Genomic DNA, 15,913 nt, shown 5'->3' on the forward strand with positions numbered 1-15,913 from the left:
TTCAACGTTAGAGCCAAGGAATAACGCCAAACAAGCTGGCAGGTCTCCGGTTGGTATCCGTTCGTCAGGTCACGGCGGGGCTGGTCGCCTCGGACGCCCCACCATTATCGGCACTTTCGCGCCGGTCGTGAAGCTCTCGGCGGATCAGGAGGATCCAGCCGCCGATCGCCACCCCGATGAACAGCCACCACTGCACTCCGTAGGCCAGATTGAGCCCTCCGCCACCACCCGATTCCGGGGCGGGCACGGGTTCGGGGGCTTTTTCCGCGCTCGGCCGCTGTTCGATGAGGTCGACGTACCCGCCGTAGAGGGGGGAGCCGACCAGGCCGGCGATGGGGCGGTCGTCGATCAGGAGGACCTGGCCCGCCGGGAGGCCCTTGCGGTCGATGATGCCGGTCGTCTCGGTGGTCTCGGCCGGGCGCAGGCGGCCCGTCAGTGTCACCTCGCCGCCAGGGGGCGGCGGGACCTCGGGGAGGGTGTCGATGGTCGCGCCGGCCTTGACCCAGCCCCGGTTGACCAGCACGGCGCCGTCGGCGGTCTTGAGCGGGGTGAGGACGTAGAAGCCGACCTGGCTGTTCTGGGTGCGGCGGCGGACCAGCAGCTCGTGGGCGGTGTCGTAGGTGCCGGTGGCGGTGACCCGGCGGAACTTGTCCTTCTCCGGTACGGCCCCGCCCACGCTCGTCAGCGTCTCGACCGGCACCGGAGGCGCGGACAGGTTCGTGGCGTTGCGGTCTTCGGCGGCCGAACGGTCTTCCCACCGGCCGAACTGCCATCGTCCGAGGAAGACGAAGGCCGGGATCACCAGCAGCACGACGACGTGAAGCGCCAGCCAGCGAGGGGTCAGCAGGAACCGGTACACGCCCTACAGACTAAGGACCCTAGGCGGTGCCCTTGACTCTGGATCCCGGTCCGGGCAGCGCGACGGTCTCCCGCGGTCCTCCCACGTGGTGTCCGTCGGCGCAGCGCAGCTCCAGCGTGACGGAGGCGCCGCAGTCGCGGTGGGTGACCAGCAGCGACGGGCCCTCGGGGTCGGCCAGGTAGCGGTCGCCCCACTGGAGCAGCGCGACCAGGATCGGGAAGAGCTCGCGGCCCTTGTCGGTCAGCCGGTATTCGTCACGTTGACGCTGGCCGGGTTCCTGGTAGGGGACCTTGCGCAGGGTGCCCTCGTCGACGAGCCGGGCCAGGCGGGCGCTGAGCACCTGACGGGGGGCGCCCGTGTTGGCCTGGATGTCGGCGAAGCGGCGGACGCCGGCGAAGGCCTCGCGCAGCACCAGGAAGGTCCACTTCTCGCCGAGCACGGCGAGGGTGCGTTCGATGGAGCAGTTGTCCAGCCGGAAGGCGCTTCGCGGCGGATCGGTCATGGCACGCATCGTAAATCATCACTTCCTCTACCCATCTGAGTCTACTTGACATACCCAGCCCGGCAAGAAACCCTGAGTCCATGCAGAGAACTCAGGTGGACATCCGGCCCGCGGGGCCGGATGACGCGGACGGGGTGCGGAAGTTCCTGCTCGACCTCTCGCTGCACACGCAGACGCGCCGTTTCTTCGCCGGGCTCACCCGGCCCACGAACACGCTCGTCACGGCGATGCTGGCCAGGGACGACCGCCGCGACGCCTTATTGGCCACCGTCGACTCCCTGGTGATCGGGCACGCGATGGCCTACCGGAAGGGCGACGAGGCGGAGATCGCGGTCGTGGTGGCGGACGCCTGGCAGGGGCAGGGGGTCGGCTCCCGGTTGATCAGGGAACTGCTCGACCGCGCGACCGGGGTCCGTTGGGTGACCATGGACGTGATGGGAGAGAACCGGCGGGTGCTGGCCATGATCAACAAAGCCTGGCCGGAGGCCGAGATGGCCGTCGAGCACGGGTCGGTTCAGGTCAGAGCGACCCTCGCATTTGCAGAACAAAGCTCTGTTAGGCCACCATTGATGGTGTGAAGAGCGCGAAGATCGGTCGAGACGGGCGGACCAGGATCATGGACGGCGCCCTGCGCCGGTTCAGCCAGGACGGCGTCTCCGCCACCACGCTCGCCAGCCTCCGCGAGGAAAGCGGTGTGAGCGTAGGTAGTTTCTATCACCATTTCGCCAGCAAAGAGCACGTATTCGGGGTGCTCTACGCCGAAACGCTGACGATGTACCAGGAAGCGTTCATCACCCGGCTTCTCGCCAACGACGACGCCCGTGCCGGGATCGAGGCGATCGTCGCCTTCCACATGGAGTGGTGCGGCGAACATCCCGAGCGGGCCCGGCTGCTGATCAGCGAGCGGCCGCCCCGGCGTGAGGAGCCCGGCGGCGCCGAGGTCTCCGAGTCGCGGCGCACCTTCTTCCGCCAGGTCGCCGACTGGTGGAAGCCCCACATGAAGTCGGGGCTGCTCAAGCCGGTCCAGTCGACCATGTGTTACGTGTTGTGGCTCGGCCCGGCCCAGGAGATGTGCCGGTTGTGGTTCGCCGGCGCCCACCAGCCGACTGACGAGGAGATCCGGTCGCTCGCCGAGGCCGCCTGGGCCAGCCTCAGCGGCTGAGCACCCGCCAGGTCCGCTTGTCGAGGGAGATCTCCAGCCGCAGGTCGTGCCGCTGGCGGCGCATGCCCGGCACGGCGATCGTCCGGTGCACCGCGTAGCGCCCCCGGGCCGGGTAGCCGAAGCCCAGCTCCCCCGGCAGCACCCGCAGGTCGTCGCGGTTCCCGCAGGCCGGGCACGTCCACGAGACCAGGTCGCGGCCGCGGTTGTAGTCGTGGCAGGCGCGGAAGTAGTCGTCGGGCCGGAATCGCGAGCCGCACGCCAGGCACGGTATCAGCATGGCAAACTCCCCGATGAGGTTGTCCGGGTGATACGCCCGCCTGCTTGACCGGAACTTGCAAAGCGCTTACGGCGCTAGATTGCTCTGTGTGGACGCACCATCTGACCTGCTCCTACGGCTTCGCGACCGGTTCCACGAGATCGGCTACACGATCGACGGCGTACGCGAGAGGCTCGGCGACACGGCGGCCTCGGCGCTGGCGCGTGAGGAGCTCGTCCCGGCGCTGCGCGCGACGCGTGACGGCGACTCGCTGGGCACCCTGATCCGCCTGTGGTGGCTGGGGGTGCCGGTCAGCACGGCCGCCGCCGACCTGCCGCTGCAGGAGCTGCTGCGCAGCGGGTTGCTGATCAAGGTGGGGGACACCGTCCAGGCCAACGTCCACATCCAGCCCTGGGAGACCGGCGGCTTCGTGGTGTCTGACCGGAAGGTGCGGCCCGGTGATCCGGCCCTGCGGCGTGACCATGTGGTCGGGGCGGGCGGGGCGTCGGCGAACCTCGCGCAACTTGTTTCACGTGAATCCGTCGACCGGGCGCTCGACCTCGGCACCGGGTGCGGGGTGCAGGTGCTCCACCTCGCCGAGCGGGCGAGCGAGATCACGGCGACCGACGTGAACGCCCGCGCGCTCCACCTGGCCCGGCTGAGCTGGGGGCTCTCCGGGGTCACCGGCGTCGAGACGCGCAAGGGCTCGATGTTCGACCCGGTCGCCGGTGAGCGCTACGACCTGATCGTGTCCAATCCTCCGTTCGTGATCTCGCCCGCCGGGCGGCTGACCTACCGCGAGACCGGATACCGGGGCGACGAGTTCTGCCGTGACCTCGTCCGGTTCGCGCCCGCCCACCTGGCCGCCGGGGGCACCTGCCACCTGCTGGCCAACTGGCTTCACGTGCGTGGCGAAGACTGGCGCGACCGCGTCGGCGGCTGGATCTCCGCGACCGGCTGCGACGGCTGGGTGGTGCAGCGCGACGTACAGGATCCGGCCGAGTATGTGGAGTTGTGGTTGCGCGACGCGGCCGAGCAGGGCACCCCGGTCTACCGCGACCGCTACGACGAGTGGCTGGAGTGGTTCGAGGCGCAGGAGGTCGAGGGCGTCGGGTTCGGCTGGATCACCCTCAACGACTCGGGTTCCCTCGATCCCGTCGTACGGATAGAGCAGCTCACCCACCAGGTCGAGCTCCCCGTGGGGGCCTACGTCGACCGGGTCCTCGACGCGATCACCACCGCCCACCGGCTGAGCGACGACGAGCTGCGGAACGTCGCGCTGACCCTGGCCGAGGGCGTGATCGAGGAGCGGGTCGGCCCGCCCGGCGCCGACGACCCGTCGGTGATCCGGCTGCGCCAGACCCGGGGGCTGCGCCGGACGACCGACGTCGGCACCGTCGAGGCGGCGCTGGCCGGGGTCGTCGACGGCGAACTGAAGACCGGACCGCTGCTGGCCGCCATCGGCGAACTCACAGGTAAGCCCGGTCTGGCCGACACCGAGAGCGTGCGCCGGCTGGTGGCCGAGGGGTTCTTCGCAATCGGGCGTTGATCGATCGTCAAGCGCTGCGTCAGAGAGTGAATGCAGGGCGAGGAACCCGGGGGTAGGGACCTCGCCCGGCCCGGCCGGTCGTTTTCAGAGAGGCGGCTGGCGATCACCGAGGCGCACCGTGTGGTTCCCACCGGGCCCCCTAACGCGCCGGGTGAGAGCAGCGACCGGCCGGGCGCTCATGTCCAGTGCGGAAAGGAACCCAGGGTGATCAACCACGTCCGGATGACCAGGCTCGATGACGAACTAGGTCTCGACGCGATCGGCGAGCAGCTTCCGGACGTCGTCCGCCTCGGCCGAACCGAGCCGGATGAAGAGGTCGAGGGCCTTCTCTAGCGCGTCGCGGCTGCGGGTGCGGCTGCCAAGTCCCCGCAGCGCCTTGCCGAGCGCGGTCAGCGACTGGGCCTCCCCGTAGGGATGGGTGATCTCCCGGCTGACCTGGAGGGCCTGCTCGGCGTGCCGGGCGGCCTCCTGGAAACGTCCGGCCTTGGTGAGGGTGGTGGCGAGCCGGTTGCAGACGCGCTGCTCCCAGACCTTCTGGTTGCTGGCGCGGAAGAACTCCAGGCATTCGGCGTGGTGGACGACGGCCTCGTTCAGGCGGCCGACGTACGACAACACCACGCCCAGGTGGTAGCGGGCCCTGGCCACGCCGGGGCCGCTGCCGATCTCGCCGAAGATCTGCAGGCCCTGCTCCGAGACGGCGACCGCGTCGGCGGCCCGGCCGAGCAGCAGCAGGTCGCGGGCCGAGTAGCTGAGCACCAGCGCCTCCCCGGCCAAGTTGCCCAGCTCGCGGTAGACCTTGGTCGCCCGGCCGAACCAGTCGAGCGCCTCCGGGTGCCTGCCGAGTCGCCCGGTCACCACGCCGAGCGCGTTGTAGGTCTCCCCGAGCAGGGCGTGGTCGCCGGTGCGTTCGGCGATCTGCAGCGCGTCCCGGAACTCCTGGTCGGCCTCGGCCAGCCGGTTCACCCCGAACAACATCCGGCCGCGCACGTAGTGGGCACGCAGCCGGGTCGGGTCGTCGCCGGCCTCGACGAGGGCGCGGGTGCGCACGTCGAACTCGCGGGCGAACGCGCCCGCCTCCAGCAGCGGCTCCATCGCGACCAGCAGGTCGGCGGCCGCGGGCAGGTCGGCGCGTGTCTCCGAGGCAGATTCATGGCGCGGGCCGCGACCTGGCCGAGCATGGCGAACAGGTCGTCGGCCTCGGCGGCCAGCCACGCCACCGACTCGTCGGCCGAGCCGAACGTGTGGCCCCGGGTGCCGATGACCGTGAGGTTGTCGGCGACCTTGCTGCCCTCGTACGCCAGCCGGTGGGCCGCGCGGGCCGAGCCCAGGTAGAAGCCGAGCAGCCGGCGCAGCGCCTCGTGGCGGGCCTCGGGGGTCTCGGCGTCCTCGGCCTGGCGGCGGGCGAACAGGCGCAGCAGGTCGTGGAAGCGGTAGCGGCCCGGCGCGGGCGCTTCGAGCAGGCTGACGTCGACCATCGACTCCAGCACGTCCTCGGTCTCGACGGGGCTCAGGTCGAGCACGGCCGCCGCGGCCGGGGTGGAGATGTCGGTGCCGTTGGGCAGCGACAACAACCGGAACGCGCGGGCCTGGCGCGGGTCGAGCTGGCCGTATCCGAGGGCGAAGGTGGCCGAGACGGCCAGGTTGCCGATCTTCAGCTCGTCGAGGCGGCGTCTCTCGTCGGCCAGCCGGGGGACGAGTGAGGCGACCGTCCACGACGGGCGCGAAGCCAGCCGGGCGGCCACGATCCGGACCGCCAGCGGCAGGAAACCGCAGGCCGCGACCACGTCCATGGCGGCGGCGCGTTCGGCGGCGACCCGTTCGGCGCCGGCCACGGCCGAGAACAGGTCCAGCGCCTCGTCGGGTTCCATCACGTCGAGGTCGAGCAGCTTGGCCGCCGGGAGGTCGGCCAGCTTGCCGCGGCTGGTGATGAGCGCGGCGCAGCCGGGGGCGCCGGGCAACAAATGTTCGACCTGGTCGGCGTCGCGCGCGTTGTCGAGCAGCACCAGCATGCGCCGGTCGCCGAGCAGCGAGCGGAACAGCGCGGCGCGGTCGGCCAGGCCGTCGGGGATGACGTCGACGGGGATGCCGAGCGCGCGCAGGAACGCCGCCAGCGCGGTCTCCGGCGGCGTGGGTTCGCGGCCGTAGCCGCGCAGGTCGGCGTAGAGCTGGCCGTCGGGGAAGGTGTCGTGCAGCAGGTGGGCGACGTGCACGGCCAGGGTGGTCTTGCCTACGCCGCCGATGCCGCAGATGGCCGCGATCGGCACGCCGTCGGTCGCGCCCAGCTGGTTGAGCAGGCGGTTCACCAGTGCTTTGCGGCCGGTGAAGTCGGTGACGGCGGCCGGGAGCTGCGCGGGTTTCGGCATCTCGACCACGGGCGTCGGTTCGGCGTGCTCCTCCGATGCCGGTCTGGGCTTCATGACGTACGCGAGCGTCGGGTCGGCGGCCAGCACACGGCGGTGCAGCTCGGTGAGTTCGGCGCCGGGGTCGATGCCGAGTTCCTCGATGAGGGCGTTGCGGGTATCGGTGAAGACGTTGAGCGCCTCGGCCTGCCGGCCGCAGCGGTAGTAGGCAAGCATGAGCTGCGCGCGCAGCCGCTCGCGCAGCGGATGGTCGGCGGTCAGCACCATCAGCTCGGAGATGACCTCGGCGTGCCGGCCGAGTTCGAGGTCGAGGTCCATCAGCGTCTCGACGGCCGCGATGCGGCGTTCGAGCAGCCGTTCGCGCTGCGACTCGGCGTAGGGGCCGACGGCGCCCGCGAGCGGTTCGCCGCTCCACCAGGTCAGGGCCTCGCGTAACGTCTCGGCGGCCCGGTCGGCGTCGCCCGCCTTGCGGGCCGACTCACAGGCGTGCACCGCCTTCTCGAACCGGGCCAGGTCGAAGGCGTCGTCGGGCAGCCTGAGCGCGTAGCCCTTGCCGACCGAGGTGAGCAACTGCGGTGGTGTACGGGGAGAACGATCCGGCTCCAGCGCCGTGCGCAACCGGGAGACGTAGGTGCGCAGCGCGCCCAGCGCCCGGGGCGGCGCCTCCTCGCCCCAGACGGCGTCGATGAGCTCGTTGGGGGTGACCGCGCGGCCCTCGCGCAGCAGCAGCATCGCCAGGATGGACCGCTGCAACGGAGTGCCGAGATCGAGCTCGGCGTCGTCTCGCCAGGCTCTGACGGGTCCAAGTACCGCGAAGCGCAGCTGACCACTCATCAGGAGCCCTCTTCGTACCAATCGGAAGTTTCGCTCGAATGATACGGCGTCAGGTCGCTCGCAATGAGGTCTCAAGGACGGTGAAAGTCCCGTGCAGGCAGGGCGGCCTATCAATGAGGCGTACCCGGAAACGGGGATCGTCCTCACAAACCTGGAGTATCCAATGCGCATCCGCAACGTGCTCGGCGTCGTCGCCACCGCCACCGCCCTCACCATCGGCATGGGCGCGGTCGCCTCGGCCGCCAACGCCGCTCCGCTTTCGTCGAACGACTGGGACTACGACGACGACTGGGGCTACTACTACAGCAACAACGGCAAGGCCAAGGCCAAGGGCTGGATCGACGTCGAGTACGACGACGAGGAGTCCAACACCGTCCGCATCGGCGGCAAGCTCTTCGACCGCGACTACCGGACCGAGCACCAGGGCGGCAAGTGCGGCTACGTCGCCTTCCGCTACGTCTCCTGGGACCACGAGGAGGACGACTGGTCCTCCAGCTACAAGACCTACAAGCAGTGCGGCACCGACGGCTGGAAGAACTTCAAGTTCACCCGCCACGACGTGGCCCAGGTCGAGGTCAAGGTCTGCCAGGTCGGCCTGCACCACAACTTCGCGACCAAGTGCGGCTCCTGGCACGAGATCTACAACGCGTGGGACGACGAGTTCGGCTACACCATCTGATCTTCCACCGATCCATATAGATAGGGGACAATCGCTCCAAAGCGACTGGTGACACGTCACTGGAAAAGCACTTCCGCAGCAACATGAGATGACAGCGGCCGGTGCGGGCGATGGTCACCCGGACACGCAGCGGCCCGCCCTCCGGCATGGGGGCGGGCCGCTCGTTCCGTTTCGGCTCGAAGTAATGGCTGGTCAGGCGGCGTGCGCGTAGTCAAGACGCGCCAGGATCCGTTCTCGTACCGCCGGCCATTCAGAGCGCAGGATCGAGTAATACGCCGTATCTCGGACCGTGTTGTCGGCGCCTCGGCTGTCCGCTCGCCGCACACCGTCGAGGTGTGCGCCGAGGGCCTCGATGGCGGCCCGGGATCGGTTGTTGCGTACGTCTGCCTTGAGAGTTATCCGGTGGACCTGCCACGTCTCGAACGCGTGGGAGAGCAAGAGATACTTGGCCTCCCGGTTGACACCCGTGCCCTGGGCGGAGGCGCCCAGCCAGGTGTAACCGATGTCCGCGACCGACGGGACCTCGCCCACCACGCCTTTGGTACCCGGCGGCCAGGGCATGGGCCCCTGCCAGTACTCCAGGTGCATCAGACGGGTGGCACCGACCACGCGGTCGGTGTGCAGCCACCGGATGGCGAAGGGCATCGTGCGGCCCTCCGCCTGCTCAGCCAGAGCGGCCTCGACGTACGAGACCATCTCCTCCCGGCCTGCGGGAACGCGAGTAAACGAGTACGTCGCGCGGTCCTCGCTCGCCGCGGCGACAAGATCGTCGACGGCCGCGAGGGTGAGCGGTTCCAGGCGCACGAAGCGCCCGGACAGGGTGACAAAAGCGGGCATGAGCACATGATGGGGTCTGGACGACATGTCTGGTGCCAAATGACACACGACATCTTGTGGAACCCCAGGTTGAGCGCCCACCATAGCCATAAAACCGCAGGTCAGAGGTGTTTCTTCGCGGCCTCGCCACGGCCGCCGAGAGTAAAGATTCGACAAAGATCGTCAGCGCGCCGGAGCGGGTGCCAGGAACATCCTCCTTCGAGCTCTCGACGGCTCCTTCGTGGTCAGTCCGCCGAGGGCTTCCTCCAGGTAGTCGAGCGATTCGGCCACCCACGGGAGCGACAGCGGATCGGATCCGTGCAACGCCGCGAGACGCTGTTCGGCGGTCTCGCCGTACAGCAGGGAGGTGGCCACGCGGACCCGCGCCGAACGGGGCTCGTCGCCGAACGCGGTGCCCGGCAGCACGCCGACGCCGTGGCGGTCGAGCAGGGTCCGGGCCAGCTCGTCGGAGCTGTCGAAACCGGGCATCTGCGGATAGAGGTAGAACCCGCCCTGCGGCACGTCCACCTTCGCGCCCGCGCGCGCGAACCGGTCGGCGACCGCGCGGGCCACGGTGGCGTGCAGCCGCCGTGAGTCGTCGATACGTTCCACGATCTCCTCGGGCTCGGCGAACGCGTACGCGGCGGCGTGCTGCACCGGCGCGGCCGGGGCCGACCAGATCTCACTGGCGACCGCGAGCAGCCGCTGGCGCAGCGCCCACCCGCCGGGCGTGTGCGGCAACCGGGCCACGCCGATCCGCCAGCCGCCCAGCGCGAGCGACTTGCTCAGGCCGCTGGTGATGACGGTGCGTTCGGGCGCCACGTCGGCCGGGCTCAGGAACGGGGTGGCGTGCGGGTCGTGCACGAGGTCGCGGTAGATCTCGTCGGAGATGATGACCAAATCGAGCTCGCGGGCGACCTCGGCCAGGCGCCGGACCGTCTCCGGCCGGGCCAGGCGGCCGGTCGGGTTGTCCGGGAGCGTGACGAGCACCGAGCGGACCGTCCGGCCCTGCGCGCGGGCGTGCAGCACCGCCGATCTGACCTGGTCGGGGTCGGGCACCCCGCCCTCGCCGGCCGGGGTCGGCACCAGGATCGGGCGCACCCCCACGATCTCGGCCTGGGCGGCGTAACTCACCCAGCTCGGCATCGGCAGCACCATGTCCCCGGGAGACCTCCACTCGCCCGGGTCGGCGCCGATGGCGACCAGCAGGCCGAACAGCAGCGACTTGCTGCCCGGTCCGCAGACCACCAGGTCGGGGTCGGTCGGCAGCTCACGCCGCGACCAGTAGCCGGCCGCCGCCTCGCGCAGCGCGGCCAGACCCGCGACCTCGCCGTAGCCGTTGCTGGCCCCCGCGTCGGCGAGCCGGGCCAGCAGAGCCGGGTGTACGGGCAGCCCGGCCTCACCGAAAGCCAGGTGCAGCACCCGCTCCCCGGATCTCCGTCTTCGGGCGATGTCTTCGTTCGCGGCCAGAGTCGCCGAAAGTGTGACGTGCATACTGATTCCTCCTGAATGCTGTGGAACGTACCCACCTTGTGTGGGTACGGGCATCAGGACAAGCGAGGCTTTTCGGTGCCGGGCATAAGGAGATCCGATGCTGGATCTGCGGCGTTTGACGTTGTTCTGCGAGTTCGCCCGGAGGGGCAGTATCGCCGCCGCGGCCGCGTCCCTCGGCTACAGCGCGTCGGCGGTGTCGCAGCAGCTCGCGGCCCTGGAACGGGAGGCCGGCGCGGCCCTCATCGACCGGACCAGCCACAGTGCGGAACTCACCGACGCCGGGCGGCGGCTGGTCGTGCACGCCGAACGCATCCTGGCGATGGTCGAGACGGCCGAGTCGGACCTGTCGGCACATGCCGGCACGCCGACCGGGCGGGTCGTCATCACGGCGTTCCCGACCGCCGCCGTCGCCTTCGCGCCCGCGCTCGCCCAGTCGCTGCGGCGGCACAAGCAACTCGCCCTGCGGTTGTCGCAGAGCCGGTCGGGCCGGGGCATGCGCGAGGTCGAGTCGGGCGAGGCCGACATCGCGCTCGTGGACGACTGGTGGGGGCGGGTGCGGCGGCGTGAGACGCTCACCGTGTTCCCGCTGCTGCGCGACCCGCTGGTCCTGGTGGTGCCGCGCAGACATCGGCTGGCCAACCTCGACGAGCCGGTCGACCCCGCCCAGCTGCGCGACGAGGCGTGGATGGCCACCCCCGAGGGCGAGCCGTCCCGCACCGCCGTCGACCGGCTGCTCACCGAGGTCGGCGGCGCGCCGCCCGTGGCCTGGGAGTTCGAGGGCCTCGGTACGATCCTGAGCCTGGTCGCCAAGGGGATAGGGATCGCCGCGGTGCCCGCCCTGTGCCTGGCCGCCGGGGTGCGCGGAGTGGTGGTCAGGGAGTTCCCCGGCGAACCCGTCGAGCGTGTCATCACCGCCGTGGCGCGCGAGTCGTCGGTGCACCGGGCCTCGGTGGCGGCCTCCCTCCGGGCGCTGCACGTCGCCGCCCGCTATCTGGCCAGTGATCTCGGCTATCTGACCCCCACGAACGGGTTCGCCGACTAGGTTTGGCCGGTGCCGTCGTACACACTCGAACGCCTGCTCACCACGGGAAGCAACAAGATCGTCGCCGGGGTCGACGAGGTCGGCCGGGGCGCCTGGGCCGGGCCGGTTTCGGTGTGCGCCGTGGTGACCGACTTCAGCGATCCGCCCGAGGGGCTGACCGACTCCAAGATGCTCGCGCCCGGCCGGCGTGAGGCGATGGTGTCCGTCCTGGAGTCGTGGGTGGTCGGGTTCGGGCACGGCGAGGCCTCGGTCGAGGAGATCGACACCCTCGGGATGACCGAGGCGCTGCGGCGGGCCGCCCGGCGGGCGCTGGAGGCGCTGCCGGTCAAGCCCGACGTGGTGATCCTGGACGGGAAACACGACTACCTCGGCGCGCCGTGGGCGGTGCGCTGCGAGATCAAGGGCGACCTGAACTGCGTGTCGGTGGCGGCGGCGTCGGTGCTGGCGAAGGTGCGGCGCGACCTGTTCATGGCCACCCTCGACGACGTCTACGGGTTCGCCGAGAACGCCGGTTACCCGTCGCCGGCGCACCAGGCCGCGCTGGCCGAACACGGGCCGGGGGAACACCACCGGTTGTCGTGGTCCTACCTCGACGACCTGCCGAAGTGGCGGCACCTGAAGCGGCACCGCGACCCCGCGGTCGGAGAAGGGCAGCTCAGCCTCGGGTTCTGAGCATCTCCTTCAGTTCGCCGATCTCCTTCAACGCCTCGCGGAGCAGCTTCTCTGTGTCGTCGCCGGTGTCGAACCTGCGGCCGAACCAGGAGGCCAGCGTCGCCGTCACCACACCCAGCAGCGCGACGCCGCCGAGCATCAGGGCCGAGCCGATGAGGCGGCCGTCGGGGGTGACGGGATAGGTGTCGCCGTAGCCGGTGGTCGTCATCGTGGTGACGGCCCACCAGGTGGCGTCGCCGAAGGTCAGGATGTTCGCGCCGGGGGCGTCGCGTTCGGCGCGCAGGACCGCGAGGCTGGCGGCCAGGCCGAGCACGACCGTGGTCGTGGCGGTGAAGGTCAGCACCTTGCGCTGGAAGCCGAGCCGCCGTTGCAGCATGCGCAGCGGCATCATCAGCGGCAGCAGGATGACCAGCAGGTCGAGGACGTTGTCTTTGGCGAACGCCTTCTTGTCGCCGGCCCGCACGAAGCGCGTGACGTATTCGGCCAGGAACAACAACCAGCAGCCGAGCTGGGCGAGCCAGCAGGTCAGCTTCCAGTCATAGGGGATGTGCGGGAAGAGGATCGGGGTCGCGTACGCGACCAGGAAGACGCCCGCGAAGACGAGCATTCGCCACTCGGCCCTCATGGCGGTCAAGTCTAAGCGGGCGCCTCTGTTTTTCTGGGCAGGTTCAGAGCGCGAGACACAGCCGGCCTCCGGCCGTCTGTGTCTCGCTTTGCCCTGGTCAACGCGCTACTAGCAGTCGACGAGCTCCGGCTGCTGGTTGAGGATCTGGGCGCGCGCGGTGGTGAAGTCGGCCAGTTCGGCGGTCGCCGACGGGTCGAACACGGCCACGCGGTGGCAGTTCTGGAACGCCAGCTTCACCTGGAAGTGGCGTTCCAGCGCGCCCCGCATGGCGTCACTGGCGAGGCAGCGCAGGAGCTGCCCCCGGGCCGCCTCGTCGGGCGGCGGGACCTGGTTGTCGGCGAAGGTCGCGCCCGACTCGGTCCGCGTTCTGACCAGCTCGCTGATCAGCCCCCATGCGTACGGCAACGAGTCGCGGACGCAGGCCACGAAGGCCGCATCGTCCACGTCACCGGCCCTGGCCTGGTCGAGCAGATCGTTCGGAACGGTCAGCGACATGAGGCTTTCTCCTCTCGGTTGGGGCGTATACGACGTTATGCCAAGGCGGCGTCCCCGAAAATGAATCCGGGATCGATCTGGTCGGCCAGATCCACGCCGGTCGCCTTGTTCGCCCAGGCGCGCGCGTTGCGCAGGTGGAACTCGTGCGCCTGACGGCCGAACTTCGCCCAGTCCTTCTCGGCCGCGTCGACTCGGTCGAGCAGGGTCTGGAGGCCGGCGAGGTTCCCGGGCTCCAGGTCGTTCAGGGTGAAGGCACGGCCTTGTTCCATGGCCCGTACGGCCGGGCTGTGGTCGAGGCAGGTGAGCAGGTCGGGGCCGACCTGGTCGTGCAGGAACGCGCGGTCGTCGGCGGTCTGGACCTTGTTGCCGACCACCGCGACGGCGACGTCGAACTCGGCGGCGTACTCCTGGTACTGCCGGTAGACGCTCACGCCCTGGCGGGTGGGCTCGACCACGAGGAAGGTGACGTCGAACTTGGTGAACATGCCGCTGGCGAACGAGTCGGCCCCGGCGGTCATGTCGACCACGACGTACTCACCCGGACCGTCGACCAGGTGGTTCAGGTAGAGCTCGACCGCGCCGACCTTCGAGTGGTAGCAGGCCACCCCGAGGTCGGTCTCGCTGAAGGGGCCGGTCGCCATCAGGCGCAGGCCCTCGACCTCGACCGACGGGAAGAACGGGTCGTCGAGGGTGAGCAGGCGCGAGCCCCGGCCGGGCGGGGTCGTCTTGACCATGGCCGCCGCCGAGGGGATGCGCGGGTTGTCGCCGCGCAGGTGGTCCTTGATCTCGGTGAGCATGCCGCCGAGCGGACGGGGCTGCTCCGCGCCGAGAACGAGCGCGAGATGCTGGTTGATGTCGGCGTCGATCGCCACGACCCGGGCGCGGGTGGCCACGTAGCGGGCGAAAAGCGAGGAAAGGGTGGTCTTGCCGCTGCCGCCCTTGCCGACGAAGGCAACACGCACGGGTGGTCTCCCTGATCACGATGATGAAAACGATTGTCGTAATCAGTGTGCCATGGATCTTCAGGTCTGCGTGGGCGAGTAGGCCCGGAAGACCCGGAGCAATGTGGGCCGCATGCGGTCCCATTCGGCGGCGGTGGTCGTCCAGGTGAGAACCGTTGTGGTGGTTTCGGTGGAGATGACGCGCCGATATTGGTGGTACGTCTGCCCCTTCACCAGGTGTGTGTCTCGCGCGTTACGAACCTGGCGCCAGGTGAACTCCCAATCGGCCGCCGACCCGAGCTTCGACCCGACGGTCTTCAGGCGCAGTTTCCTGTACGCCTCCACGTTGGGATAGAGGATCGCCTCGGCCTCGTGGAGGGCGGCCAGCGGATCGGTGCCGACCTGGTTCGTCACCTCTATCGACAGGTGACCGCGCTTGCGGGGGTCGACCCACCAGACGGCGTACTCCCCGACGGTGCGTTTCCACGTGCGGGGCGCCATGGCGTGCCAGCCGGCCGGGGAGTCGTAGGGGACCAGCCGGAACCGCAGCGTGTCGACCGGCGAGGGTGACGGCGAGGGCAGCACGACGGGCGCGGTGGTCGGGTCGGTCGCGGCGGTGCGGGTGGTGATGACCGTCGAGTCGGGACGTAACAGCGCCCACCCGCTGACCGCGCCCGCGATGACGACGACGGCCGCGCCGACCGCGATGAACCGCATGCGCGTGCCGCCCCGCACCGGCTTCGGCGCGGGCGGGGCCGACGGCGGCTCGAACGCCGCGAGCAGTTCGTCGGCCGCCTCATGGGACGGACGCCGCTTCGGGTCGCGCGCCAGCAGCGCCGCGAGCACCGGCCGCAGCTCCTCGGGAGCGGCCGACACGTCGACGTCCTTCGCGGGGGTGCGCGGCTTCTCCTGCGGCAGCGCCGGCGGCTTGCCGGTGACCGCGAAATAGAGCGAGGCGCCCAGCGACCACAGGTCGGCGGTCTCCCTGACCGGCGCGTCTGGATCGATGCGTTCCGGCGCCCGGAACGCGGCCGCCGACCGCGCCGAGCTCCACGACTCGCCGTGGGCGGGCGACCGCTCGCCCACCCGCTTGGCGAACACCGGGTCGGCCGCCACCGAGCCCACGCCGAAGTCGGCCAGCACCACCCGGCCGTCATGCCCGACCAGGATGTTCGCGGGCCGCACGTCGCCGTGCCTGACCCCGGCCGCGTGGGCCACCGTGAGGGCGGCGAGGGCGGTCCTGATGACGTACGCGGCCTTGGGCACCTCCAGCGGCCCGTCACTCGCCACGATCCCGTCGAGCGACCTGGAGCGGGCCAGCTCCATGACGACGTACAGCGTGTCGTCCTCTTCTGCGACGTCGAAGACGGAGGCGATGCCGGGGTGCCGCAGCCGCTCGGCCTGCCGCGACTCCCGCGCGATGCGCTGCTGCAGGGCGGTCAGGCGGCTCTCCCGCAACCCGGCGGGGAGCAGCACCTCACGGACGGCCACCGGGCGGTCGAGCAGGTCGTCGTGGCCTTCCCAGACGATGCCCGTGTTGCCCTGGCCGAGCGCCCGGACGAGCCGGTACCGCTTGACTACGAGCTGCCCCGGACTTCCCATAAAGCCTGCCTCTGCACACCCGGGC

Annotated in this window: 17 protein-coding genes; 6 read left to right on the forward strand and 11 right to left on the reverse strand. The window is 70.3% G+C overall.

What is annotated here, in order from left to right:
- Nucleotides 1-64: 64 nt before the first annotated feature.
- The gene (locus tag GT755_RS17210) at nt 65-859 is read right to left on the reverse strand and encodes an SURF1 family cytochrome oxidase biogenesis protein (RefSeq protein WP_161480723.1); all 795 of its coding nucleotides are present in this window, start codon (nt 857-859) and stop codon (nt 65-67) included.
- A gap of 19 nt (nt 860-878) precedes the next feature.
- Entirely contained in the window at nt 879-1,361 is a 483-nt protein-coding gene (locus GT755_RS17215) for a winged helix-turn-helix transcriptional regulator (RefSeq protein ID WP_161480724.1), read from the reverse strand.
- A gap of 80 nt (nt 1,362-1,441) precedes the next feature.
- Here GT755_RS17215 and GT755_RS17220 point away from each other — a divergent pair, with 80 nt between their 5' ends.
- Together GT755_RS17220 and GT755_RS17225 are read left to right on the forward strand one after the other, a co-directional pair.
- A complete protein-coding gene (locus GT755_RS17220; protein ID WP_161480725.1) occupies nt 1,442-1,939 on the forward strand; it encodes a GNAT family N-acetyltransferase in 498 nt (165 codons plus the stop codon).
- Complete coding sequence (locus GT755_RS17225; RefSeq protein ID WP_161480726.1) at nt 1,936-2,523, forward strand: TetR/AcrR family transcriptional regulator; 588 nt, start codon at nt 1,936-1,938, stop codon at nt 2,521-2,523. The genes GT755_RS17220 and GT755_RS17225 overlap by 4 nt, the downstream gene beginning before the upstream one ends.
- On the opposite strand, the gene GT755_RS17230 is transcribed toward GT755_RS17225, so the two are convergent.
- Entirely contained in the window at nt 2,513-2,800 is a 288-nt protein-coding gene (locus tag GT755_RS17230; RefSeq protein ID WP_161480727.1) for a hypothetical protein, read from the reverse strand. The genes GT755_RS17225 and GT755_RS17230 overlap by 11 nt on opposite strands.
- Before the next feature lie 88 nt (nt 2,801-2,888).
- Between GT755_RS17230 and GT755_RS17235 the strand changes: the two genes are divergently transcribed.
- Nucleotides 2,889-4,328, forward strand: a complete 1,440-nt coding sequence (locus tag GT755_RS17235; protein WP_161480728.1) for a DUF7059 domain-containing protein — start codon at nt 2,889-2,891, stop codon at nt 4,326-4,328.
- Nucleotides 4,329-4,571: 243 nt separating this feature from the next.
- Here the strand turns inward: GT755_RS17235 and GT755_RS39635 are convergent, their stop codons facing one another.
- Nucleotides 4,572-5,303: a tetratricopeptide repeat protein gene (locus GT755_RS39635; RefSeq protein ID WP_235966882.1), complete on the reverse strand. Its 732-nt coding sequence runs from the start codon at nt 5,301-5,303 to the stop codon at nt 4,572-4,574.
- Entirely contained in the window at nt 5,288-7,522 is a 2,235-nt protein-coding gene (locus tag GT755_RS17240; protein WP_235966834.1) for an AfsR/SARP family transcriptional regulator, read from the reverse strand. The genes GT755_RS39635 and GT755_RS17240 overlap by 16 nt, the downstream gene beginning before the upstream one ends.
- Before the next feature lie 163 nt (nt 7,523-7,685).
- Here GT755_RS17240 and GT755_RS17245 point away from each other — a divergent pair, with 163 nt between their 5' ends.
- Nucleotides 7,686-8,201, forward strand: a complete 516-nt coding sequence (locus GT755_RS17245) for a hypothetical protein (protein WP_161480729.1) — start codon at nt 7,686-7,688, stop codon at nt 8,199-8,201.
- A 192-nt stretch (nt 8,202-8,393) separates the two neighbouring features.
- Here GT755_RS17245 and GT755_RS17250 read toward each other — a convergent pair whose 3' ends face one another.
- Together GT755_RS17250 and GT755_RS17255 are read right to left on the reverse strand one after the other, a co-directional pair.
- On the reverse strand, nt 8,394-9,038 hold the full coding sequence (locus GT755_RS17250) for a GNAT family N-acetyltransferase (RefSeq protein ID WP_051759914.1): 645 nt from the start codon (nt 9,036-9,038) through the stop codon (nt 8,394-8,396).
- Between the two features lie 162 nt (nt 9,039-9,200).
- Entirely contained in the window at nt 9,201-10,511 is a 1,311-nt protein-coding gene (locus GT755_RS17255; protein WP_161480730.1) for a pyridoxal phosphate-dependent aminotransferase, read from the reverse strand.
- Between the two features lie 97 nt (nt 10,512-10,608).
- Here GT755_RS17255 and GT755_RS17260 point away from each other — a divergent pair, with 97 nt between their 5' ends.
- Nucleotides 10,609-11,553 (forward strand): LysR family transcriptional regulator, encoded by a 945-nt coding sequence (locus tag GT755_RS17260; protein WP_161480731.1) that lies wholly within the window; start codon nt 10,609-10,611, stop codon nt 11,551-11,553.
- A 9-nt stretch (nt 11,554-11,562) separates the two neighbouring features.
- Nucleotides 11,563-12,225, forward strand: coding sequence for a ribonuclease HII (locus GT755_RS17265; protein ID WP_161480732.1), 663 nt, complete (start codon nt 11,563-11,565; stop codon nt 12,223-12,225).
- Here the strand turns inward: GT755_RS17265 and GT755_RS17270 are convergent.
- The 4 genes from GT755_RS17270 to GT755_RS17285 all read right to left on the reverse strand — a co-directional run bounded on the left by GT755_RS17270 (nt 12,209) and on the right by GT755_RS17285 (nt 15,888).
- Nucleotides 12,209-12,850, reverse strand: coding sequence for a potassium channel family protein (locus GT755_RS17270; protein ID WP_161480733.1), 642 nt, complete (start codon nt 12,848-12,850; stop codon nt 12,209-12,211). The two genes, GT755_RS17265 and GT755_RS17270, sit on opposite strands and share 17 nt — an antisense overlap.
- 108 nt (nt 12,851-12,958) lie before the next feature.
- Nucleotides 12,959-13,345 (reverse strand): SCO5389 family protein, encoded by a 387-nt coding sequence (locus tag GT755_RS17275; protein WP_062430486.1) that lies wholly within the window; start codon nt 13,343-13,345, stop codon nt 12,959-12,961.
- Between the two features lie 35 nt (nt 13,346-13,380).
- Complete coding sequence (locus GT755_RS17280) at nt 13,381-14,307, reverse strand: ATP-binding protein (RefSeq protein WP_161480734.1); 927 nt, start codon at nt 14,305-14,307, stop codon at nt 13,381-13,383.
- 60 nt (nt 14,308-14,367) lie between these two features.
- Nucleotides 14,368-15,888 carry a serine/threonine-protein kinase gene (locus GT755_RS17285; RefSeq protein ID WP_161480735.1) on the reverse strand — a complete coding sequence of 507 codons (1,521 nt, stop codon included), beginning with the start codon at nt 15,886-15,888 and terminating at the stop codon, nt 14,368-14,370.
- Between the last annotated feature and the right edge of the window lie 25 nt (nt 15,889-15,913).

Origin of the sequence: Herbidospora solisilvae, assembly GCF_009901565.1 — a bacterium.
In the GTDB taxonomy this organism is placed as follows: Bacteria; Actinomycetota; Actinomycetes; order Streptosporangiales; family Streptosporangiaceae; genus Herbidospora; species Herbidospora solisilvae.